This window comes from Duganella sp. Dugasp78, from assembly GCF_059491455.1.
Genome location: NZ_CP168506.1, coordinates 6,470,484 through 6,491,103, shown reverse-complemented (window position 1 = coordinate 6,491,103; position 20,620 = coordinate 6,470,484). Strand labels below are relative to the sequence as shown.

Below are 20,620 nucleotides of genomic sequence, written 5' to 3'. Positions count from 1 at the left end.
GCGACGGCGTTATCGTGCCAGGAGCATCTTCGGCAGCAGCGGATTGACGTCTTTTTTCAGCAACATCGGTAGATAGGGATCGGTGTGAAAGGACAAGGACTCGTAGAATTTTTCGGTGCCGTTGGCTGCCTGCAGCACCAGGCGGCGGATGCCGAAGTTGTTGCAATATTGTTCGATGCGCTGCATGAACCAGCGGCCCACGCCCTGCGACCGGTATTTGCTGCGGACGATGACCTCGCTGACGGCGCAGAACTCAGGCGGGGCCAGCTCCAGCCGCGCGATGGCGATTTGCTTGCCGTTTGTTTCCACGCTGACCCACACAACCTTGCCGCGCGGGTCGTGCGGCAATTCGGGTTGCGAGGGCCAGTTGGCGTCCTGGCGGTAGGCGTGCAGCACTTTGGCAGGGATCGCTGACTTGAGCGGGACGAATTGTAATTCCAGGCGCATAGGTGGATCAGTCTAAGGGTATCCCTTATCCTGAGGCGCGCACGATTGGAATGCAAGCAATAATTTGTATAAATTGTTGCGTCAGTCAGGGCGGAAGCGATCGAGCATGGCCTGGATTTCTCCGCGTCGTTTCAGCGCCTGGATCGCCTTGTCCAGCGCCGGCAAGCTCAGCTTGCCCCGTTGTGGCAGCGCGCAGTAAGTGTCGAAGGCGGACACTTTGAACGCCACCGGATTCAGCAAGGCTCTTTCCGGGTGCACCTTGCGCTGATAATCGAAATACAAGGAATTGGTCAGCATGTAGGTAAAGCGCTTGCGCAACAGCTTGGACAGGTTGTGGTCGTCGCTGGCGGTGTCGTCGCGGATGAATTCCCCGCCCAGCGGCTGTTCCAGGGGGGCGTAGCGGTAGCCGAGGATGGTGCCGATGCGCTGCCGGCGCAACTCGCCCACGCGGCGCACGGCCGCGGTATCGATGCGGGTGGCGATGATCTCGTTGTTGGTGAAGATGGCCTCCGACCACAGCCAGTCTTTGCCGTCCAGCCATTCCGGCCGCAGGTCGCACAGGATGTCGGCCTGTCCGCCGGCCAGCGGCACCTCCACGCGCTTGCGCGGCACGCTCAGGTAGCGCGGCGTCAGGCGCAACTCGCGCGCCAGCGCATCGCCGAAGTCCTTGAGCAGGCCGCCCACCAGGACGCCGTCGCGGAAGTCCGTCATTGGCATCGCGCTGCCGGTGGAGACGACATAGACCAGCTCGTCGGCGCTGACCGGCGCCGCCGTCAGCAAGCCGATGAAAAATATCGTGGGCAACCTCATTTAGCTATCATACCTGTAGTCGGGCCGGGGGCTTGTGCGAAAATGCCCAACCGGCGCGGCAGCGTCATCTGGAGCCACCATGGAAGACCGTTACTTCTATCAACCCGCGCTGGGCCATGGCCTGCCGCACGATCCCTTCAACGCCATCGTTGGGCCGCGCCCGATTGGCTGGATCTCTTCGCGCGGCGCGGACGGCGCCCTGAACCTGGCGCCTTACAGTTTCTTCAACGCGTTCAACTATACGCCGCCGCTGATCGGTTTTTCCAGCCAAGGCCGCAAGGATACGCTGCGCAATATCGAGCAGACCGGCGAATTCGTATGGAACCTGGCCACGCGGCCCCTGGCCGAGGCGATGAACGCCAGCTGCGCGCCGGCGCCGCCGGAAGTGGACGAGTTCGTGCTGGCCGGCCTGACGCCGGCGCCGTCGACCATCGTTGCGGTGCCGCGCGTGGCGGAGAGCCCGGTGGCCTTCGAGTGCAAATGCACTCAGATCATCCGCCTGCAAGACGCGTCCGGCGCGCCGACCGACGGCTGGCTGATCATGGGGGAGGTGGTGGGCGTGCACATCGCGCAGCGCTTGCTGCGCGATGGCGTGTACGACACGGCGGGCTCGCAGACCATCTTGCGTGGCGGCGGCCCGGCCGATTATTTCGAGATCAACCGGGACAGCCTGTTCCACATGCGGCGGCCAGGCTATCCCAAGTCCGGTCAGTAGGTGTAGAACATGCGCTGGATTTCCTTGCTGTCGCTGGTCTTGGTCAGTGCCAGCATCAGCAGGATGCGCGCCTTTTGCGCATTCAGCGTATCGGCCACCACGAAGTCCAGCTCGTCGTCGTTGGCTTCGCCGTTGCGGGCCACGATGCCCTGGCCGACGCGCGCCGCACGCACGATCAGCACGCCTTGCTTGCGGGCCGCGGTCAGCGAAGGCACGACCTTGCTTGCCAGGCTGCCGTCGCCGACGCCGGCGTGGATGATGCCCTTGGCGCCAGCGGCCACCAGCGCGTTCAGCGCCACCGGACTGACGTTGGCGTAACCGTAGACGATGTCGACCTGCGGCAGCGCATCGAGCTTGCTGATGTCAAACTCGGTGTCGACCGTGTGCTTGCGGGTCGACGCGTGGTAGAAGTAAGGCTTGTTGCCCTGGATGTAGCCCAGCATGCCCAGTTCCGGCGTCTTGAAGCTGTCCGGGGTCGAGGTGTTGGTCTTGGTGACGTCGCGGGCGCCATGGATCTGGTCGTTCATCGCGACCAGCACGCCCTTGCCGACGGCTTCCTGGCTGGCGGCCAGCAGCACGGCGTTGTACAGGTTGATCGGGCCGTCGGCCGACAGCGCGGTGCCCGGACGCATGGCGCCGACCAGCACCACCGGCTTCTTGCTCTTGACCACCAGGTCCAGGAAGTAGGCGGTTTCTTCCAGCGTGTCGGTGCCGTGGGTGATGACGATGCCATCGACGTCAGGCTGGGCCAGCAGCGTGTTGACGCGCTTGGCCAGGGTCAGCCAATGCTCGTTGCTCATGTTTTCGCTGGCGATCTGGAACACCTGCTCACCCTTGACCTGGGCCACCTTGGCCAGTTCCGGCACAGCCTGGATCAGACGCTCGACGCCTACCGTGGCGGCGGTGTAGCCGACCGTGGTGGTGCTGGTGGCGCCGCTGCCTGCGATGGTGCCGCCGGTGGCCAGGATGGTCACATGGGCCAGCGGGGCGGCGGCTTTTTCCGCAGCCCCGGCATAGGCACTAAGTAACATTGCACAGGCAAACATGGCCTTGAGGAACCGTGCGGGCATTGGATGGGTCATGCGATCTCCTGAGCTGGCTATAAAGCTTGAGATGGTAACAAATCGCCGGGCTGTCAACAATGCGTACCGTTGCCGCGTTAGGGGTGGTGTGAGATGATGCTGAGATAGATAATTGCTGTAAGAAAATTAAAAAAGAGAAAATATTATGATTTATGCTAACACCACGCGCGGGGTCGCGGTGCTGGCGCTGATGGCCGTGTTGGCCGCCTGCGGCAAGAGCGCGGCGGAAAAGCGGCAAGAAGAAGCCGCGACGCTGACCAGTTTGGGCGAGAAATATGTGAAGGAAAAGGTGCGCGAACCGTCGTCGGCGATGTTCCGCAACCAAGTCGTAGGCAAGGGCGGCGCCACCTGCGGCGAGTTCAACGCCAAGGATGCCTTCGGCGCCTACATCGGCTATCAGCGCTACATCTCGGTGGCGCGCGACCTGACCTTGCTGGCGCAGGACGTGTCGCCGTCCGAGTTCGAGCAAAACTGGAACCAGTTGTGCCGATAGCCCCCGGCCTGCCGTGCTCGGCGATTAGCGCTATCATGGGCGGATCTGACCGAGGACACGCATGGGCATCGAACCAACAAACGCAAAAAACACGGCAGGCGTCGGTGAGTTTCCGATCGCCGCATCCACCGACATTGCCAACCGCCTGCACCAGATCCTGCCGACGCTGAGCGCGGCGGAATTTGAGCTGCTCAGCCGCTACGGCGAGCGGCAACACTTCAAGGCCGGCGACATCCTGTTCAAGCAGGGCGACCGCCACATTTCGATGTACGTCATCATCACCGGCGCGCTGGAGATCGAGCGCGCCTCGGCGCTCGGCAAGGTCGTCCTCAGCACCCATGGTCCCGGCATGTTCACCGGCGAGATGGGCACGCTGGCCGGCCGCGCGGCCCTCGCCCGCGGCCGCGCCACCGTCGACAGCGAGATGATCGTCATCAGCGAGGAATCCCTGCGCACGCTGGTGATCTCCGAGGCGGCGCTGAGCGAGACCATCATGCGCGCCTACATCCTGCGGCGGGTGGCCTATATGCAGGACCAGACCGGCGGCGTGGTGGTGTTCGGCGCCCGCCATTCGCAGGCGACGCTGATCCTGCGCCACTTCCTGACCCGTAACGGCCAGCCCACCGCCTACTTCGACACCGAACTGCACGCCGAGACGGCGGCGATGATGGAGCGCTTCGGCGTCACCGAAACCGACATCCCGGTCGTCGTCACGCCGGCCGGCCAGGTGCTGCGCCAGCCGACCCTGCGCCAGGTGGCCGACGGCATCGGCCTCAGTCCCGACAATATCGACGGCCGCACCTTCGACCTGGTGGTGGTCGGCGCCGGCCCGGCCGGACTGGCGGCGGCCGTGTACGCGGCCTCGGAAGGCCTGAGCGTGGCGGTGCTCGACTCCAAGGCGCCCGGCGGCCAGGCCGGTTCCAGCTCCAAGATCGAAAACTATTTCGGCTTCCCGACCGGCGTCTCCGGCCAGGCGCTGGCGGGACGCGGGCTGTCGCAGGCGCGCAAGTTCGGCGCCGAGGTGGCGGTGCCGGTGCGCGTCACCTCGGTCGATTGCGAAGGCCAGGATTTCGAGATCGCCATCGACAGCGGCGAGCGGCTGCGCGCGCGTTCCATCGTGGTCGCCACCGGCGCCCGCTACCGCAAGCCGGACTTGCCGGGACTGGAGCGCTATGAGGGCCGGGGCGTCTACTACAGCGCCTCGTTCATGGAAGCGACGTTCTGCGCAAACGAGGAAGTGGTGATCGTCGGCGGCGGCAACTCGGCCGGCCAGGCGGCGGTGTTCCTGGCCGCGCACGCGAAGCACGTGCACATCGTGGTGCGCGCCGACGGCCTGGCGGCCAGCATGTCGCGCTACCTGATCCAGCGCATCGAGGCCGCGCCCAACATCACGCTGCACACCCGCAAGCAGATCGTCGAACTGAAAGGCGAGGACAAGCTGGAACACATCTGCTGGCAAACGGCGGGCGGCGAGGTGAAGACCGCGCCGGCGCGCCATCTGTTCCTGTTCCTCGGCGCCGAGCCGAACACCGCCTGGCTGGGCGATTGCGTGGCGCTGGACGATAAGAATTTCGTGCTGACCGGCCCGCAGGTGCCGGCGGCGGAGTGGTCGCTGGAGCGCGGTCCGCACTTCTTGGAGACCAGCCGGCCGCGCATCTTCGCCGTTGGCGATGTGCGCAGCGGCTCGGTCAAGCGGGTGGCGGCGGCGGTGGGCGAAGGCTCGGCGGCGGTGCAATCGCTGCACCAGGTGCTGGCCTCCGACTGATCACACGCTGCGCAGCGGCTTGCTGTGGCGCGTGGCGCGGCGGATCGCCGGGTGCTTGCCCGGCGCATGCGCCAGCGCCTCTTGCGCGCGGTCGTAACCATACTGCCACTGGTCGTTCATGTGCTGGACGAAGGTGTCGTAGGTCGGCGGCATCGCCAGCTCGATGCGGTTGCGGCGCCAGTCCAGCTTTTGCTGTAGCTGCTGCTTGGCCAGCACCACCGACACATCCGAGGAATCGATGCGCAGGTCGGCCAGGTGGGTGTTGGCGTAGCGCAGGCGCGCATTGCCGTCGATGCCCAGCACCGAGCGCCAGGCGGGAATCGCAAACACCTGGTCGAACGCTTCCTTGAACTCCATGATGACTTCCGCGCCCAGCCGGCGCGCGATCTCCACCGGGAACAGGTCCAGCACGCCGCCGATGTATTCCTGGCCGCGATACTGCTGGCAGCGGAAGTAGATCATGTCGGCGATGGAGATGCGGGCGGCGTCGGTCAGCGGCACGCTGCCGTCGACCAGCAGTTCGTGCGCGACCGCGTGCTGGCCCCAGCGCGCGTCGCTCAGCGGCGACTGCATATTCTGCAGCAGCGCCGCGGCGTGTTCGCCGCAGAACACCGTCTGCGCAAACAGCTTGCGTCCCGCGCGCGGCTGGCCTACCGCCGATTCGTCGAACAGCAGCTTGCCGCCGATGATGGCCACGTCCACGTCGGGTGTGCCGGTGGCGGGCGGGAAGGGCAGCTGCGGCGGAATCTCGAACAGGTAGTCGCTGAACAGGTCGGGGATCAGCGGCGCCCTGGCGGTGGACAGCTTGCGTTTGGCGGCGCGCATCAAGCTGCCCATCAGGTCTGCGCGCTGGGTGGATTTCAGGCTGCACCAGAACTGGTACATCTCCGGCGACGACAGCCAGGCGCGTTGCGCGTCCGGGTCGGGCAGGTTGTGGATGATGGCGGCGGCGATCGCACCGCCGCAGCTGGCCAGCAGCATATCGGGAGCGCGCCCCGCCTGCCGCAGCGCGGCGTACATGCCGATGTATATGCCGAAACGGAAACCGCCCCCGCCCAGCACCATGCAGCGTTTATACGGTTTATACGATTGTTGCCAAGGTTGAATTTGTGCTTGCGTCATAAACCGAACCATACCACAGCAGGCTTCGCGGCTATGGAAATTGATATAGACCATATCGTGCGTGAACGCCGGTTGACGGTAGTGCACGACAGGTGAAGAATTGACGCATGGATGATCAACTCACCAAGATAGAGAAAGCTGTGCAGGCCTTATTGGCCAGCAATGAGGCGATGCGCGTTGACATCGCGACATTGCAGGTTCAGGTGGCCTTCATTGTTGAACACTATGCAACGAAGGCGGATCTTGAAATGGTCAAGGCACAAATTGAAACCGTCAGGACTTCGGTTTCCGATTCAAAAGTGGAATTCTATAAAGCCATGCAGGCGCAGACCTGGAAACTGATTTCCTGGATGACCGTGGTCTGCTCCGCCCTGACAGCCGCGGTCTATTTCATTGCGCGTAACGTACGGTAGTTGATCGGCGCCGCAGCGCGGCGTTGTGAGTGTTCGTTCAAAGTTGATGTTCCAGCAGGATGCGCAGCGTGGCGCTGGTCGGCGTTTGCGAGATGCGGTAGCGGCGGCCGTCTTCATTGACGTATTCGTGCGATTCGCTGGACTGCTGGCGTAGCAGGTTGCTGGCCGAGATGCGCAACTGCATCTTCGCATCCATCTTCCATTGCGCGTACAGGTCCAGTTCGCGTTTCGGGCTGGTGTTCATTTGCACCAGCGCCGATTGTCGCACCGGGCCGCCGGCCTGGTAGTTCAGGTTCCCACCGAACGTCCATGCCGCGCCGGGCAGGCGATAGTCGCCGCCCAGGTTGGCCGTGAGCGGCACCTGGTTTTCCAGGCGGTTGTCCGGCCCCGGCACGCTGTCCACCCGCGACCAGTTGCGCGCGAGGTTGGCGCGCAAGTCCAGCTGGGGCGACAGCGGCAGCTTCGCTTCCAATTCGATCCCGCGCACGCTGGCGTTACCGCTGTTGAAGGGCGCCTCAACCCACTCGCCGTCCTGCTGGAACAAACGGGTCAAGGTCACATCGCGGATGCGCCGCACATAGGTGCTGGCGCTGAGCAGGGCGCCAGCGCCGAGATAGTGCTCGTAGGCCGCGTCCATGCCCCAGGCCAGCTCCGGCCGCAGATCGGGATTGCCCTGTTCGTCGGGATTGGTCTGGTTATTGTTGTTGTCGTTGGTGTAGCGGCGCGGCACCAGCTGCGCCAGGGACGGCGCCTTGTACGTACGGCTGATCGCGAGCCGCAGCACATCCTTGTTCGGCAGCTGATAGCGCGATTGCAGCGAAGGGCTCCACACCTGCGAGCGCAAGTCCAGCGCATCGGGCGCGTTGGCGGCTTCGGCGCGGCTGGAGGTGGACAGGCTCTCATGGCGCAGGCCCAGGTACAGCGAATATCGCTCGGTGACCTGCCATTCGTCCTGCGCGAACAAGGCCAGGCGATTGACGTTGGCGCGGTAGTCGGCGTTGTTGCTGCCGGTGAGCGCGCCGCTGGCGTCGAACAGGGTTTCGCTGCGGTCCTCGTTGCGCACGGCGTGGCTGGCGTCCCAACCCAGCGCGATCGCGTGGCGCTCGCCGACCGGGTGGCGATAGGTGCCGCTGACCGTCACGCTGGTCTCCGACGGTCCGGAATCGACGTGGTGGCGGCCGGCGGGCTTGCCGTCGGCATCCATGCCGTTGAAGTCGAAGGCGCCGTTGCGGCGGTTGTCGTTCAGGCCTAGTTTGGTTTCCAGCTTGGCGCCGCTTTCCATGAGATGCGTCCAATTCAGGTCGCTGCGCAGCATGCTGAAGTTGGCCGCGAAATGGTTCAGGCTGCGTGGATACTGGCTGTGCGGGCCCAGCACCGCGGTCTCGTCCTCGCTGTGCACCTTGTCGACGCGCCGCAGATTGGCGAAGCCCAGCCAGGTCAGCGTATCGCCGCCGGCGAAGCTCCAGTTCAGGCGCGGCGTGACGGTGAGGGCGTCGTTGCGGCCGGATTCCGCCTTCGCCGTGCGGCGCTGCTCGATGATGGCACCGTTCGCATTGCTGTTTTCTTCCAGGTCGGCGAACGTCGCCGCGCTGCGATTCCGCGTCAGCGTCGCGGCCAGGCTGTAGGAATAGCCAGCGTCCTGGTCCGACAGCGTGGCCGACAGCGCCGGCGTGTCGACGCCGTCGTGGTGCGCCAGGCTGGCGCTCACCGTGCGCTGGCCGCGTCGGACGGCCTTCTTGAGGATGATGTTGATCGCGCCGGCGACGGCCTGGTTACTGAATTCCGCCGTGGCGCTGCGCATGATCTCGATCCGCTCGATCATCTCGGGCTCCACCGAATCGAGCGAAAAGCCCGCCGCCACAGGCTCGCCGTTCAGCATGATCTGCGTGTAGCCGTTGCCCAGGCCACGCATGCTGATCGCGCCGCCGCGCCCCGGCACGCCGGTGATGCTGATGCCGGGCAGGCGTTTGAGCACGTCGGCCAGCGTCTGGTCGCCCTGGCGCATGATGTCCTCGTGGTTGACGACGATGCTGGTGGTGGTCTCGCGCTGGCGTTGGTCGGCGCGCTGGCTGCTGACCTTCACTTGCGGCGGCTCGCTGTCGGTGGCATGTGCGCTGGCGGCGACCAGCAGCAGGCTGCCGGCGATATGATGTAGCTGCATATTCTTCCTTGTTTTCAAAAACGCGGGCGACACTCCCCCTTGCCGCAGCATGGAGGCTGCGGCTTGGAGGGCATCGGTGGCGTGGGCTAGTAGCCTTGCTGCTGTTGGCGCACGCGCAGGGCGCGCTTGGTGGTGTAGGCGTCCAGGTTGGCCAGTCTGGTGGCCGGGTTGATGACGTTTTCGCCTTGCCGGACTTCGAAGTGCAGGTGCGGACCGGTGGCGAAACCGGTTTCGCCGACGGTGCCGATCTGCTGCCCGGCCTGGACGGTGGCGCCGGCGGTGACGTCGATGCTGGTCAGGTGTGCGTACAGGGTGCGCTGCGCGCCGTGCTGCAGGATCACCGTCTTGCCGTAGCGGCTGGTGTTCTCGGTCAGCTCACCGGCGCTGACGACCACGCCGCCCGCCACCGCATGTACAGGCGTGCCGCTCGGCGCGGCGATGTCGATGCCTTTGTGTGGAGTCGCCATCACGGCGCGCCGCACGCCGAACAGGCCGGTGACGCGCATCTTGTCGAGCGGGTAGCGCCAGTTTGCGTCGGCGGCCTGCGCTTCAGGCGTGGCCTCAAGGGCCGGTGCCGGTATTGGCACAGCGTATGGCTGCTGGCCGGTGCTGAACGCCAGCGCCGGTTGCAGCAAGGCGCCGCCGGCTAGCACGGCGGCCATCAGCGCGGCGACGCTCCAGGCGACCGCGCTGCTGAGCACCGGCAGCGCCGCCTGCTGCATCTGGCGGATGCGCGCGCTGGCGGTGGCACCGTCGATGCCGCCGAAGGCCACGCCGCCGGTCGGCATCGCGGCTGTCTGGGCTTTCCATTGAAGCAGCAGGGCGGCGGCGTATTGCTTGCGCTGGGCTTGCGGGCGGCCAGCCAGTACACGCTGGTCGCAGATCAGCTCCAGCGCCCATTCCAGTTTCGCGTTCATCCAGCGCAGCGCCGGATTGAACCAGAACACCGTCTGCAGCAAGGCCGCCACGCCCAGGCACAGCGGATCGCGTGCCCGCCAGTGCTGCAGTTCGTGGGCGATGATCATGTGCTGCTGTTCGGTGCTGAAGCCGCGCAGGTGGCGCGGCAGCAGCAGCATCGGGCGCCGCACGCCGACCAGCATCGGCGAAATGGCGGCGTCGGTTTCCATCACGGCCAGGCGATGACGGGCGATGTCCGCCAATTGGGCGCGGTCGAAGGCGCCGTGCGCCAGCAGATCCTGTGGCGACAGGCGCTGCGAGGCGGCCAGCAAGCCGCGCCAGACGCGCCGCGCGCGCAGCCAGCGCGCCAGCATCCACGCCAGGCCGGCGGCGTACACCAGCGCCCACAGCGCGGGCAGCAGCAGGGTGAGGGAGGGCGGATCGATGTCGCCGGCGGCGGCGTCCGGCGCCACCGCTGCGGCGGCGGTGCTGCCTGGCAGGCTGACGGCCCGCAGGGTCGACGATTCGGCCGCGCTCAGCGTCATCGTCGGCGCCAGGTTGTTGTGCGCGCTGTGCGGCAGCAGTGCCAGCAGCGCGGCGCCGACTGTCACGGCTTGCGCCGCCAGCCATACCGCACGCCGCGGCAATAGCGCCGGCCAGTAGCGCAGCGCCGCCGATAGCAGTGCCCACACCAGCGCACCGGCCAGCACGCAACCCACGCTGGCCAGCATCCATTTGAACAGCATCACATAGGCCAGCATCATGGCTTGTTTGCCTCGTCGGATGGCCAGTCCTGCAGCATCTGCTCCAGCTGCGCCAGTTCATCCCGGTCGACCAGTTTGCTGCCGGTGAACATGGTGACGGGCAGCGGCGCCGCCATCTCCATCACACGGGTGCCGAAATCGTGGGCGAAGGCCGCCAGCGTGCCGACCTTTTCCAAGCGCGCGCTGTAGACGTTGACGCCGTGCGCCGTGTGCTGGGCCAGCATCTGCTTGTCGAGCATGCGGTCCAGCGTCTTGCGGGTGGACGAGAACGACCAGCCCAGTTCTTCGGCGACGGCGTCATGCAGCTCGCGCGCGCTCAGCGGCTGCTGTTTCCATAGTGCTTTTAACAACGTCAGCTCGCTGACGGACGGAATGGGAGTGGGTGTGGACATGGTCAGGCCTCTCTGCGACAGTTGGGACGATTATGCGACACATGTCGCATGCCAGTCAATCTGTTATCAATCTGTTGTCAAAAAATTTGTAACATTGCTTTATATTAATTCTCTATATGTTATGATTAAGTTTTTGCTAATTGCCAATTGTGTACGGTCGTGCCGGACGGGCCGCAAAGTGGCGTGGCGTGGGGCTGCGCTTGAAACCAGCAACACCGTTATGAAATGCGCTATACAATGCCCGAGGCCGCAGCCTTCCGCCGCTGCCTCACTGTATTGGAAACACATATGTATTACGGAGAGCGCTTCAACAGCATCACTCACACCGTGGGCGCCGCGCTCGCGGCAATCGGCGGCACCTTGCTGATTGTGCTGGCCGCGCGCACCGGCGACGCCTGGAAAGTGGTCAGCTTCAGCATCTATGCCGCCACGCTGCTGGGCTTATACCTGACGTCGACGCTGTACCACAGCCTGCGCGGCCGCGCCAAGGACGTGCTGCGGCAGATGGACTACTGCGCCATCTACCTGCTGATCGCCGGCAGCTACACGCCGTTCACACTGGTCAGCCTGCGCGGACCGTGGGGCTGGTCGCTATTCGGCGTGGTCTGGGGCCTGGCGGTGATCGGCATTTTGCAGGAGATCTGGTTTGCCAAGGGCGCGCGCGTCCTGTCGCTGCTCATTTACGTGGCGATGGGATGGGTGGGCGTGATCGGCGCCAGCCCGCTGATCGACGCGCTGGGTTGGCGCGGGTTCGGCTGGCTGGCGGCCGGTGGCCTGGTGTACACGGTGGGCATCGCCTTCTTTGTCACCGACCACAAATGGCGCTACGGCCACGGCGTCTGGCACTTGTTTGTGCTGGGTGGCAGCGCCTGCCATTTCGGCGCGGTCTTGCTGTATGTAGCGTGAAGCACCTGTACAACTGTTGGATTTCGAGAGTAGAGCACCAGTGGATATTAATTCCGACGACCTGAAGACCTTTATCACCGTGATCGACAGCGGCACCCTCAGTGCCGCCTCGGTCCACCTTGGCCAGACCACGTCCGGCGTCAGCCGCGCGCTGTCGCGGCTGGAGGACAAGCTGGCGACGTCGCTGCTGACGCGCACCACGCGCCGCATGGAACTGACCGAAGAGGGACAGCTGTTCCTCGAACGCGCGCGCGCCATCCTAGGCGCCATGGAGGAGGCCGAGGAAACCATCCGCATCCGCCGCCAGAAGCCGGCCGGCCGCCTGTGCGTGGACGCCGCATCGCCCTTCATGCTGCATTGCGTGGTGCCGCACATGGCCGAGTTCCGCGCGCTGTATCCGGAGATCAGGCTGGAGTTGAGCAGCAACGACCAGATCACCGACTTGATCGAGCACCGCACCGATATCGCCATCCGCATCGGCACGCTGACCGATTCGACACTGCATGCGCGCGCGCTCACTTCGAGCCCGCTGCACGTGCTGGCCAGCCCGGACTACCTGCTCCGCCACGGCACGCCGGAAACGCCGCAGGACCTGGCGCGCCATTCGCTGATTGGCTTCGCCCAGTACGAGCAGGGCAACCACTGGCCGCTGCGCCACGCGGGCGGCAACAGCCTGCCGATCACGCCGTCGATCTCCGCCTCCAGCGGCGAGACGCTGCGCCAGCTGGCGCTGACCGGCCAGGGCGTAGTCTGCCTGGCGGACTTCATGACGCGTGCGGACATCGCAGCGGGCCGCCTGGTGCCCATTCTTGAAGACGCCAACACCGGCTACTGCCAGCAGATCCACGCGGTCTACTACCGCAACACGCAGCTGGCCCAGCGCATCAGCTGCTTCCTGGAGTTCCTGCAGCAGAAGCTCTGAGCATCGAGTGTGCGGCGCCGTACAGATACCCCTCCGGTGCGGCGCTACACTGGCCTTGCGTGCTTGGGATAACCAGCAGCAGGTGAGCCGGTAGCCTCAAGTATCGGCACCAACAGGACATTGCCGCCGGGAGGCCATCATGTCGCAGACTACTCATCCATCGAAGTTCCTGGTGCGCGCCTACCTGGAGCGCCGCTCGCATGAAGTCAAGCCGCCGCCCACGCCGGAAGAGATCCGGCGCCAGCTGGGCTGGGGCTTGCAGATGTTTGAATCCAAGGTCGGCAACGGCCGCTCCTGACGTATTTTCGCCGTTCACCGTCCCTTTTCCGCCATTCGCCGAATAGCCGTTTCCCCGCCAGCCGTTCCCCGGTATTGTTACACCCATACCGACTTAGGGGACTGACATGAGTATCTACACCGCCTACCGCTGGCGCCAGCAAATCGTCTGGGGCACCGGCTTGATCATCGCCGGCTGCGTGCTGCTGCTGGACCGCGCGGGCATCATCGACTTCGATTTCGACCCGATGAACTTCTGGCGCTGGTGGCCCTGGCTGCTGGTCATCTCCGGCCTCACCAAGATCATCCCGCCGACCACGCCGCGCTACTTGCTCAGCGGCCTGTGGGAGATCTTCTTCGCCGGCTGGTGGTACGTATCGTTCAACCACATCTGGGGCTGGGGCTTCGGCGAAACCTGGCCGGCGCTGGTGGTGGCCTGCGGCATCGGCATGCTGCTGCGGCCTTTGCTGGACAATATCTTCGCCGCGACCAGGGAGCCGAAATGAGAGACAGATCGAGAGACAAGCGTCAACGGAATCCGGCCTCGCAGATGGCGGTCGGCCTGTTCGTCGTGGCGGTCGGCATGATCTTCCTGCTCGATAACCTCGGATGGCTGGACCTGGATTTCACACTGCATCTGTGGCCAAGCGCGCTGATCTTCTTCGGCATCCTGAAGGTGGTGCAAACCCGCTCGCCATCCGGCGCCATCGTCGGCGGCGCGCTGATACTGGTCGGCAGCATGATGCTGCTGAAGGAGACCGGCCTCATTTCCATCAGCTGGCCCTCGCTGTGGCCTTTGCTGCTGATCGCGGCCGGCCTGTCGGTGGTGTTCCGTTCGCCGTCCCGCCGCTGGCTGTTCGAGCAGCGTGGCGACATGCTGGACACGACCAGCGACGACGCCGTCATCAACATCACGGCGGTCATGGGCGGCTTCAAGCGCCGCATCACGTCGCCGGACTTCCGCGGCGGCGAGATCACCACGGTGATGGGCGGCTGCGACCTGGACCTAAGACTAAGCTCGATCAACGGCGAGGCCGTGCTGAATGTGTTCTCGATGTTCGGCGGGATCACCATCAAGGTGCCGATCGACTGGACCGTGGTCCTGCAAGGTACGCCCATCATGGGCGGCTTCGAGGAGAAGACCGTGCCTCCCGCCGTGCCGGGCAAGCGCCTGATCGTGCGCGGCTACGCCATCATGGGCGGCCTGGAAGTGCGTAACTAGGCATGCAGGAGATTTCCTCCAGCCGGCGCGGCATCACCATCTACCTGCTGGTGTGGCTGTTCCTGGGGATCGCGCTGGGCGGCGTGGTGGTGCTGGCGAACGACGCGCCGGTCGCCAACGCCATGATGTTCGCGATTCCGCTGAACCTGTTGTACGCGTTCGCGGCCGGCTATTCGTCCTACTACCTGTGCCGCGCCTATCCGCTGGGCGGCAGCCGGCCCGCCGCCACCGCGCTGGTGCTGACGGCGGCGGCGGTGGTGTCGGGCTTCCTGTGGCTGGCGGTGGGGCGCGCCTGGAACGGCGCCTGCCTGTCGCTGGATGTCTCGTGGGCCGGCATCGCCTTCAGCCCGCAGCTGTCGGCGCTGATCGTCGGCCTGGGCATCCTGCTGTACGGCTTCGCGGCGGCGGTGCATTACCTGGTGATCGAATTCGTGCGCGCCAAGAGTGCCGAGCAGCGCGAACTGGAATCGCTGCTGATGGCGCAGGAGGCCGAGCTGCGCATGCTGCGCACGCAGATCGATCCGCACTTCCTGTTCAACAGCCTCAATTCGATCAGCGCGCTGACGTCGCAGGACCCGAAGGCGGCGCGCCGCATGACGCTGGAACTGGCCAGCTTCTTCCGCCAGAGCCTGGGCATGGAGGCGCACAAAAAAGTCACCCTGGGCGAGGAGATGCGGCTGATACGCCACTTCCTGGCGATCGAGCAGGTGCGCTTCGGCGCCCGCCTGCTGGTGGACGAGCAGGTCGGCGACGACGCCGCCGCCTGCCTGGTGCCGCCGATGATCATCCAGCCGCTGGTGGAGAACGCCGTCAAGCACGGCATCTGCAATATGCCGGAGGGCGGCACGATACGGGTGGCGGCGCGGCGCGCCGGCTCGATGCTGCATATCCGCGTGGAGAATCCGGTCGACGCCGACATGGCCTCGGTGCGCAGCGAAGGCCACGGCATCGGCTTGACCAATGTGCGCCAGCGCCTGGCCGGCGCCTACAAACACGAAGCCAGCATCCACTGGGGACGTAACGAAAACAGCTTTGGCGTGGACATCGCAATGCCCGCGCAAACAGGCGAAGAGGGAGAATAGAGCATGCGTGTGATTATCGTCGACGACGAGATGCTGGCGCGCGGCGTGGTGCGCGAGTACCTGGCCGAGCACCCGGACGTGGCGGTGGTGGCCGAATGCGCCAACGGCTTCGAGGCGGTCAAGGCGATCACCGAGCTGGCGCCGGACCTGGTGTTCCTGGACATCCAGATGCCCAAGCTGGACGGCTTCGAGGTGGCCGAGCTGGCGGGCGCGAAAACGCGCTACATCTTCGCCACCGCCTTCGACCAGTATGCGATCAAGGCCTTCGAGTTCCATGCGCTCGACTACCTGCTCAAGCCTTTCAGCCAGCAGCGCTTCGACCAGGCGCTGGCGCATGCGCGCGCCAATCTGGGCAAGCCGGAGGGGGACGCCGCGCTGGCGAGCATGGTGCGCGAGGCAGCAGGCCGCAACAAGCCGCTGAGCCGCGTGCTGATACGCGACGGCGCCAGGGTTCACGTCATCAACTGCGACAAGATCGACGTCATCGAGGCGCAGGACGACTACGTGCAGATACGCTCGGAAGGCAAGTCCTACCTGAAGAACCAGCGCATGACGGAGCTGGAAGAGCAGCTGGACGCGCAGCAGTTCCTGCGCATCCACCGTTCATGGATCGTCAACATCGCTTGCGTCGAGCGCATCGAGCAGGCCACCAAAGACAGTTATGTCGCCATCCTCAAGGACGGCAGCAGGGTGCCGGTCAGCCGCAGCGGCTACCAGAAGATACGCGCGGTCATTCAGTAGTCGCCAGCCGTTCCGGCAGCGGGTCCGAATCGCGGCGTTTGCGGGCGCTGGAGAGCACCCGCAATATGGTGGCGTCGGGCACTTCCAGCGCAGTGAGATAAGCCCAGGCGTAGGCCGCGCCCCTGGTGGCGTCGATGACGACGGCCTGTTGTATGGCCCTCGACAGGCGCATGTTTTCCCGTGGTCTCATGTCGGCATTCCTGAAACTGAAGGCCCACGGAGTCGGAGTGAGCGGGAGACTGCAGCAAGCGGGCGCGAGGGTGGGGCGCAGTGCGGCGTTCAATGCAATATAACAGACATGCAAGTCACCGTTGATTGCATATTGCTATCATCGTGACGCCGGCGATTCGCCGTGCCCGGCCCGCTGGCCGGCGTCCGCGACGTCGATGCGCCACCACGCCGGCATCAGTTGCTGTATTTCGGGACGGCCGAAGCGGTCGTCGATCAGGTAGACGGTGCCGCGGTCCGATTGCGTGCGGATCACGCGGCCGGCCGCCTGCACCACCTTCTGCATGCCGGGGAAGGTGTAGGTGTAGTCGTAGCCGGCGCCGAAGATGGCGTCCATGCGCTGGCGGATCTGCTCGTTGACCGGGTTGATCTGCGGCAGGCCCAGCGTGGCGACAAAGGCGCCGATCAGGCGTGCACCGGGCAAGTCGACGCCCTCGCCGAAGGAGCCGCCCAGCACCGCGAAGCCGATGCCCTCGCTGTCGAGCGTGTAGCGGGCCAGGAACTGCGCCCGTTCCGCCTCGTCCATGCGGCGCGACTGGCGCCACACCGGCACCTCGGGGTAGCGCTCGGCGAACAGGTTGGCGGCCTTGTCCATGTAGTCGAAGCTGCTGAAGAAGGCCAGGTAGTTGCCGGGCTGGCGGCGGTACTGCTCGCCCATCAGCTCGGCGATCGGGCGCAGCGATTGCTGGCGGTGCTGGTAGCGCGTGGAGATGTGCGCGGCCACCTGCACCGACAGCTGCTCGGCCACGAACGGCGATTCCACGTCGACCCAGGCGGTGGTCTCCGGCATGCCCAGCATGTCGCCGAAGTAGTTCCACGGACTGAGTGTGGCCGAGAACAGCGCCGTGGTGTGGGTGCTGTCGAAGCGCGGCTTGAGGAACGGCGCCGGCACGATGTTGCGCAGGCAGAGCACGGAGTTGGAATGGCTGGCGCGCGCGCCCTCGGATTTTTCGATATCGAACAGCGCATGGTCGCCGAAGCTCTCGGCCAGCCGCGTGAACAGCAGCGCGTTGAAGTAGAAGGCCTGCAGATCAGCGTCGACATACGAAGGATGATCGGCCATGTAGTCGGCGATGGCGGTGGCCGCCGTTTGCAGCGCGCCCATGAATTTTTCCGGCAGCGCGGCGTAGGACTGGTACTCGGCGGGCTGGTCTTTTTCCAGCTGGTTCCACTGGCGGTGCACGCGGTCCAGCGGCTTCTTCAGTTCCTCGGGAACCAGCTTGCGCAGCAGGCGCAGCGCGGCGTGTTCCATGTCGGCCGAATACATCTTGCGCGCGCGCGAGACCATGTTGTGCGCCTCGTCCACCAGCACGTTGACCTTCCAGTCGTTCAGCAGCGTCAGGCTGTGCAGCATGGCGCTGAGGTCGAAGTAGTAGTTGTAGTCGCCGATGACGATGTCGCACCAGCGCGCCATCTCGCTGCTCAGGTAGTAGGGGCAGACGTCGTGCGCCAGCGCGACCGCGCGCAGCGTGTCGCGGTCCAGCGCGAGCAGGGTGGGGGCGGCGGCGCCGTCGTCGGGCTCAGGCGGCAGCATGATGTCCAGCGCGGCCTGGCGCGCGGCCGGCAGGCGGTCGTAGAAACCCTTGGCCAGCGGGCAGGAGTCGCCGTGGCAGGCCTTGTCCGGGTTGACGCAGGCGGTGGCCTTGGATGCCATCTCCAGCGTGCGCAAGGGCAGCAGCGGCGCGCCGGTGCGGATCACGTCCACCGCGTCCAGCGCCATCTGCCGGCCCGAGGTTTTCGCGGCCAGGAAGAACAGCTTGTCGACGCCGTGCTCGGCGCTGGCCTTGAGCATGGGGAACAGGCTGCCGACGGTCTTGCCGATGCCGGTCGGCGCCTGCGCCAGCAGGCACACGCCGCGCTTGCTGGCCTTGTACATCGCCTCGGCCAGCTGGCGCTGGCCGGGGCGGAAGTCCGCATGCGGAAAGCGCATCGCCTTGAGCTGGGCGTCGCGTTCGGTGCGGTGCGCCATTTCCTGCTGCGCCCATTGCAGGAACAGCGTGCATTGCTGCTCGAAGTAGGCTTGCAGGCCGGCCGCCGTGTGCTCTTCCTGCAGCACGGTTTCCTTCTGGCTGCCGATGTCGAAGTAGACCAGTGCCAGCTTGATCTTGTCCAGTTTCTGGTCGACGCACAGCAGGTGGCCGTAGATCCTGACCTGCGCCCAGTGCAGCTGGCGCTGGTTGTCCGGCATCTTCTTCAGGTCGCCGCGATAGGTCTTGATTTCCTCCAGGCGTTGGGCGCGGCTGTCGTAGCCATCGGCACGGCCGCGCACGTGCAGCGGGCCGAAATCCCCGCACAGCGCCACCTCGGTCTGGTAATCGTCGCCGCGCCGTGCCGTCACGACGGCGTGGCCGGCGATGCCTTCCTGCGCCGTGGGCGAGGGCGTGAAGCGCAGGTCGAGGTCGCCGGTCTTGGCGGTGAACTCGCACAGCGCGCGCACGGCGATGGTGTAGCGTGGCGCGCTCATGCCGCCCATTGCAGGTAGCAGACCGAGATCGGCATATCGTGCGTGGCGCAGTAATCGATCCAGCGCAGCTGGTTGTCCTGCAGGCGGTCGCCGGGGCCTTTTACTTCGATCATGTTGTAGCGGCGCTCGGCCGGCCAGAACTGGATCAGGTCGGGGAAGCCGCTGCGGTTGGCCTTGATGTCGGCCAGGATGCGCTCGAAGGCGCGCTTCAGGTGCAGCGCCGGGATGCAGTCCAGCGCCAGGTCGAGCAGCGCCGGGTCCAGCGCCTCCCAGTACACAAAGGGCGACTGGATGCCGGCCTTGGCGGCGAAGTTGGCGCGTATCGTGGCGCGGTATTGGTCGCCGTCCAGCTGCGCCAGCGCGGCGCCGAACTGCTGCGCGCGGCGGCGCTGGAAATCGGCGCTGTGCAGGTCGGCTGGGCCGCGATGGTAGGGGTGGAAGAAGGCGCCCGGAATCGGGCTGAACACGGCGTCCCAGCACAGCAGGCCGAACAGCGAATTGATCAGCGCGTTCTCGACGTAGTAGACCGGCGCTTCGTCGCGCGTCAGGTGGTCGCGCACGACGAACTCGACGTGGTTGGCTTCCTGCGGCGGCGGCAGGCTGAGGTCGATGCGCAGCGCCTGTGCGGGCGCGAGCGGCGCCGGCTTGGCGTGGCCCAGCTTGCGCGCCAGGCGCGGCTGCATGCGCAGCAGCTGCTGGCGTTCGGCCTCGCTCTCGGGCGCCTGCAGCGCGGCTTGCAGCAGCTCGAAGGCGGCGCGCGGCTGCTCGTTCTTTTCCAGCACGCGCACGGCGCGCGCGCGGGCGCCGGGGTAGTTGCAGCCGATGTACAGCGCGTGCGCGGCCGGCCAGTCGCCCAGCTTTTCGAGGTGCTGGCCGATCTGGAAGGTCAGCTTGTCGCGGCGGCTGCGCAGCCATTCGTTATCGGCCGGGCAGGGCGGCAGGTCGCGGATCACGTCGGCCGGCGCCTCGCCGTCGACAAAGCGCTCGTGGCAGCGGTGCAGCGCCAGGAAGTCGTCGATGTCGCGGCGGCTGCGGAAGCCACGCGCGGCCGGCGAGAAGTCCACCTTTTCGTATTGGTAGATGCCGAGGTCGGACAGCACGAATTCGGTCCAGTCCTGGTGGTAGTTGCCGAAGAAGATGAGGCGCAGACGGTCGCACAGTTCCTGCGTCAGGTTGCGGTAGCAGTGGTCGCCGGAGTCCTGGTGCCAGTTGGAGTAGCGGTGCTCGCCTTCGTACTGCGCGCGCAATGCCTCCAGCTGCTCGGCCTTGCGCAGCTGGCGCAGGTGCGGCGCCAGCTGGAAGATCTGGCCGATCTCGGGTTTTTGCAGCAGCTCGAACAGCTGGTCCAGGTCCAGCGCGGGGTCTTCCTCGATCAGGCCCAGCGCGGCCAGCGGACGGGCGGCCTCATGCGTGCTGCCGATCTCCGCATACGCCAGTTTGCTGGCGCGGAACACCGTCCCCTTGCGCATCACCATGCGCACGAACAGCGCGCGCGAGGCTTGCGGCAAGGCGGGGAAGGCGGCCAGGAAGCTGCGTTCCTCGGCGGTCAGCAAGTCGTCGTAGCGGTCGCCTATCCACGTCAGCACCTGATGGAAGTTATCCAGGTAGTAAAAGGGATTTTCTAGAACTTTAATCATTGCCGGAATAAGCTGCCGCGATAACTGTGTTTATGTACAGTGTATCGTATTTGGCAGCGCGCGCCCAGCAAAATAAAAAGC

The 20,620-nt window shown here is 65.5% G+C and carries 21 protein-coding genes; 11 read left to right on the top strand and 10 right to left on the bottom strand.

Translation table 11 applies throughout. The features are described 5' to 3' along the window. Positions 1-9 precede the first annotated feature (9 nt). Together ACEN9O_RS28795 and ACEN9O_RS28790 are read right to left on the bottom strand one after the other, a co-directional pair. Positions 10-447 carry a GNAT family N-acetyltransferase gene (locus ACEN9O_RS28795; RefSeq protein WP_495615206.1) on the bottom strand — a complete coding sequence of 146 codons (438 nt, stop codon included), beginning with the start codon at positions 445-447 and terminating at the stop codon, positions 10-12. 81 nt (positions 448-528) lie between these two features. Beyond that, positions 529-1,257: a substrate-binding periplasmic protein gene (locus tag ACEN9O_RS28790; protein WP_495615205.1), complete on the bottom strand. Its 729-nt coding sequence runs from the start codon at positions 1,255-1,257 to the stop codon at positions 529-531. Positions 1,258-1,336: 79 nt separating this feature from the next. On the opposite strand from ACEN9O_RS28790, the gene ACEN9O_RS28785 reads away from it, so the two are divergent. Then, positions 1,337-1,972, top strand: a complete 636-nt coding sequence (locus ACEN9O_RS28785) for a flavin reductase family protein (RefSeq protein ID WP_495615204.1) — start codon at positions 1,337-1,339, stop codon at positions 1,970-1,972. Here ACEN9O_RS28785 and ACEN9O_RS28780 read toward each other — a convergent pair. Beyond that, positions 1,966-3,003 carry a type II asparaginase gene (locus ACEN9O_RS28780; RefSeq protein WP_495618553.1) on the bottom strand — a complete coding sequence of 346 codons (1,038 nt, stop codon included), beginning with the start codon at positions 3,001-3,003 and terminating at the stop codon, positions 1,966-1,968. The genes ACEN9O_RS28785 and ACEN9O_RS28780 overlap by 7 nt on opposite strands. 196 nt (positions 3,004-3,199) lie before the next feature. Here ACEN9O_RS28780 and ACEN9O_RS28775 point away from each other — a divergent pair, with 196 nt between their 5' ends. Further along, positions 3,200-3,547: a hypothetical protein gene (locus ACEN9O_RS28775; protein WP_495615203.1), complete on the top strand. Its 348-nt coding sequence runs from the start codon at positions 3,200-3,202 to the stop codon at positions 3,545-3,547. Positions 3,548-3,608: 61 nt separating this feature from the next. Continuing rightward, a complete protein-coding gene (locus tag ACEN9O_RS28770; RefSeq protein ID WP_495615202.1) occupies positions 3,609-5,312 on the top strand; it encodes an FAD-dependent oxidoreductase in 1,704 nt (567 codons plus the stop codon). On the opposite strand, the gene ACEN9O_RS28765 is transcribed toward ACEN9O_RS28770, so the two are convergent. Next, entirely contained in the window at positions 5,313-6,434 is a 1,122-nt protein-coding gene (locus ACEN9O_RS28765) for a patatin-like phospholipase family protein (RefSeq protein ID WP_495615201.1), read from the bottom strand. 107 nt (positions 6,435-6,541) lie between these two features. Between ACEN9O_RS28765 and ACEN9O_RS28760 the strand changes: the two genes are divergently transcribed. Further along, a complete protein-coding gene (locus tag ACEN9O_RS28760; protein WP_495615200.1) occupies positions 6,542-6,847 on the top strand; it encodes a hypothetical protein in 306 nt (101 codons plus the stop codon). 37 nt (positions 6,848-6,884) lie between these two features. On the opposite strand, the gene ACEN9O_RS28755 is transcribed toward ACEN9O_RS28760, so the two are convergent. The 3 genes from ACEN9O_RS28755 to ACEN9O_RS28745 all read right to left on the bottom strand — a co-directional run bounded on the left by ACEN9O_RS28755 (position 6,885) and on the right by ACEN9O_RS28745 (position 11,061). Next, positions 6,885-9,008: a TonB-dependent receptor plug domain-containing protein gene (locus ACEN9O_RS28755; protein WP_495615199.1), complete on the bottom strand. Its 2,124-nt coding sequence runs from the start codon at positions 9,006-9,008 to the stop codon at positions 6,885-6,887. 86 nt (positions 9,009-9,094) lie between these two features. After that, positions 9,095-10,669 (bottom strand): peptidoglycan DD-metalloendopeptidase family protein, encoded by a 1,575-nt coding sequence (locus ACEN9O_RS28750; protein ID WP_495615198.1) that lies wholly within the window; start codon positions 10,667-10,669, stop codon positions 9,095-9,097. Next, on the bottom strand, positions 10,666-11,061 hold the full coding sequence (locus ACEN9O_RS28745; protein WP_495615197.1) for a BlaI/MecI/CopY family transcriptional regulator: 396 nt from the start codon (positions 11,059-11,061) through the stop codon (positions 10,666-10,668). Before ACEN9O_RS28745 ends, ACEN9O_RS28750 begins: the two co-directional genes overlap by 4 nt. A gap of 288 nt (positions 11,062-11,349) precedes the next feature. Here ACEN9O_RS28745 and trhA point away from each other — a divergent pair, with 288 nt between their 5' ends. From trhA to ACEN9O_RS28710, 7 genes are all read left to right on the top strand, one after another. Beyond that, positions 11,350-11,967, top strand: a complete 618-nt coding sequence (gene trhA / locus ACEN9O_RS28740) for a PAQR family membrane homeostasis protein TrhA (RefSeq protein WP_495615196.1) — start codon at positions 11,350-11,352, stop codon at positions 11,965-11,967. A 40-nt stretch (positions 11,968-12,007) separates the two neighbouring features. Beyond that, a complete protein-coding gene (locus ACEN9O_RS28735; RefSeq protein ID WP_495615195.1) occupies positions 12,008-12,889 on the top strand; it encodes a LysR substrate-binding domain-containing protein in 882 nt (293 codons plus the stop codon). 139 nt (positions 12,890-13,028) lie between these two features. After that, positions 13,029-13,187 carry a hypothetical protein gene (locus ACEN9O_RS28730; RefSeq protein WP_495615194.1) on the top strand — a complete coding sequence of 53 codons (159 nt, stop codon included), beginning with the start codon at positions 13,029-13,031 and terminating at the stop codon, positions 13,185-13,187. Between the two features lie 106 nt (positions 13,188-13,293). Next, positions 13,294-13,671, top strand: coding sequence for a LiaF transmembrane domain-containing protein (locus ACEN9O_RS28725; protein WP_495615193.1), 378 nt, complete (start codon positions 13,294-13,296; stop codon positions 13,669-13,671). Next, positions 13,668-14,387 (top strand): LiaF transmembrane domain-containing protein, encoded by a 720-nt coding sequence (locus tag ACEN9O_RS28720; RefSeq protein ID WP_495615192.1) that lies wholly within the window; start codon positions 13,668-13,670, stop codon positions 14,385-14,387. Before ACEN9O_RS28725 ends, ACEN9O_RS28720 begins: the two co-directional genes overlap by 4 nt. A gap of 2 nt (positions 14,388-14,389) precedes the next feature. After that, a complete protein-coding gene (locus ACEN9O_RS28715) occupies positions 14,390-15,469 on the top strand; it encodes a sensor histidine kinase (RefSeq protein WP_495615191.1) in 1,080 nt (359 codons plus the stop codon). A 3-nt stretch (positions 15,470-15,472) separates the two neighbouring features. Beyond that, positions 15,473-16,210: a LytR/AlgR family response regulator transcription factor gene (locus ACEN9O_RS28710; RefSeq protein WP_495615190.1), complete on the top strand. Its 738-nt coding sequence runs from the start codon at positions 15,473-15,475 to the stop codon at positions 16,208-16,210. Here ACEN9O_RS28710 and ACEN9O_RS28705 read toward each other — a convergent pair. The 3 genes from ACEN9O_RS28705 to ACEN9O_RS28695 all read right to left on the bottom strand — a co-directional run bounded on the left by ACEN9O_RS28705 (position 16,200) and on the right by ACEN9O_RS28695 (position 20,539). Continuing rightward, positions 16,200-16,400 (bottom strand): hypothetical protein, encoded by a 201-nt coding sequence (locus tag ACEN9O_RS28705; protein WP_495615189.1) that lies wholly within the window; start codon positions 16,398-16,400, stop codon positions 16,200-16,202. The genes ACEN9O_RS28710 and ACEN9O_RS28705 overlap by 11 nt on opposite strands. A 138-nt stretch (positions 16,401-16,538) precedes the next feature. Continuing rightward, entirely contained in the window at positions 16,539-18,911 is a 2,373-nt protein-coding gene (locus tag ACEN9O_RS28700) for an ATP-dependent DNA helicase (RefSeq protein WP_495615188.1), read from the bottom strand. After that, positions 18,899-20,539, bottom strand: coding sequence for a VRR-NUC domain-containing protein (locus tag ACEN9O_RS28695; RefSeq protein WP_495615187.1), 1,641 nt, complete (start codon positions 20,537-20,539; stop codon positions 18,899-18,901). The genes ACEN9O_RS28700 and ACEN9O_RS28695 overlap by 13 nt, the downstream gene beginning before the upstream one ends. Between the last annotated feature and the right edge of the window lie 81 nt (positions 20,540-20,620).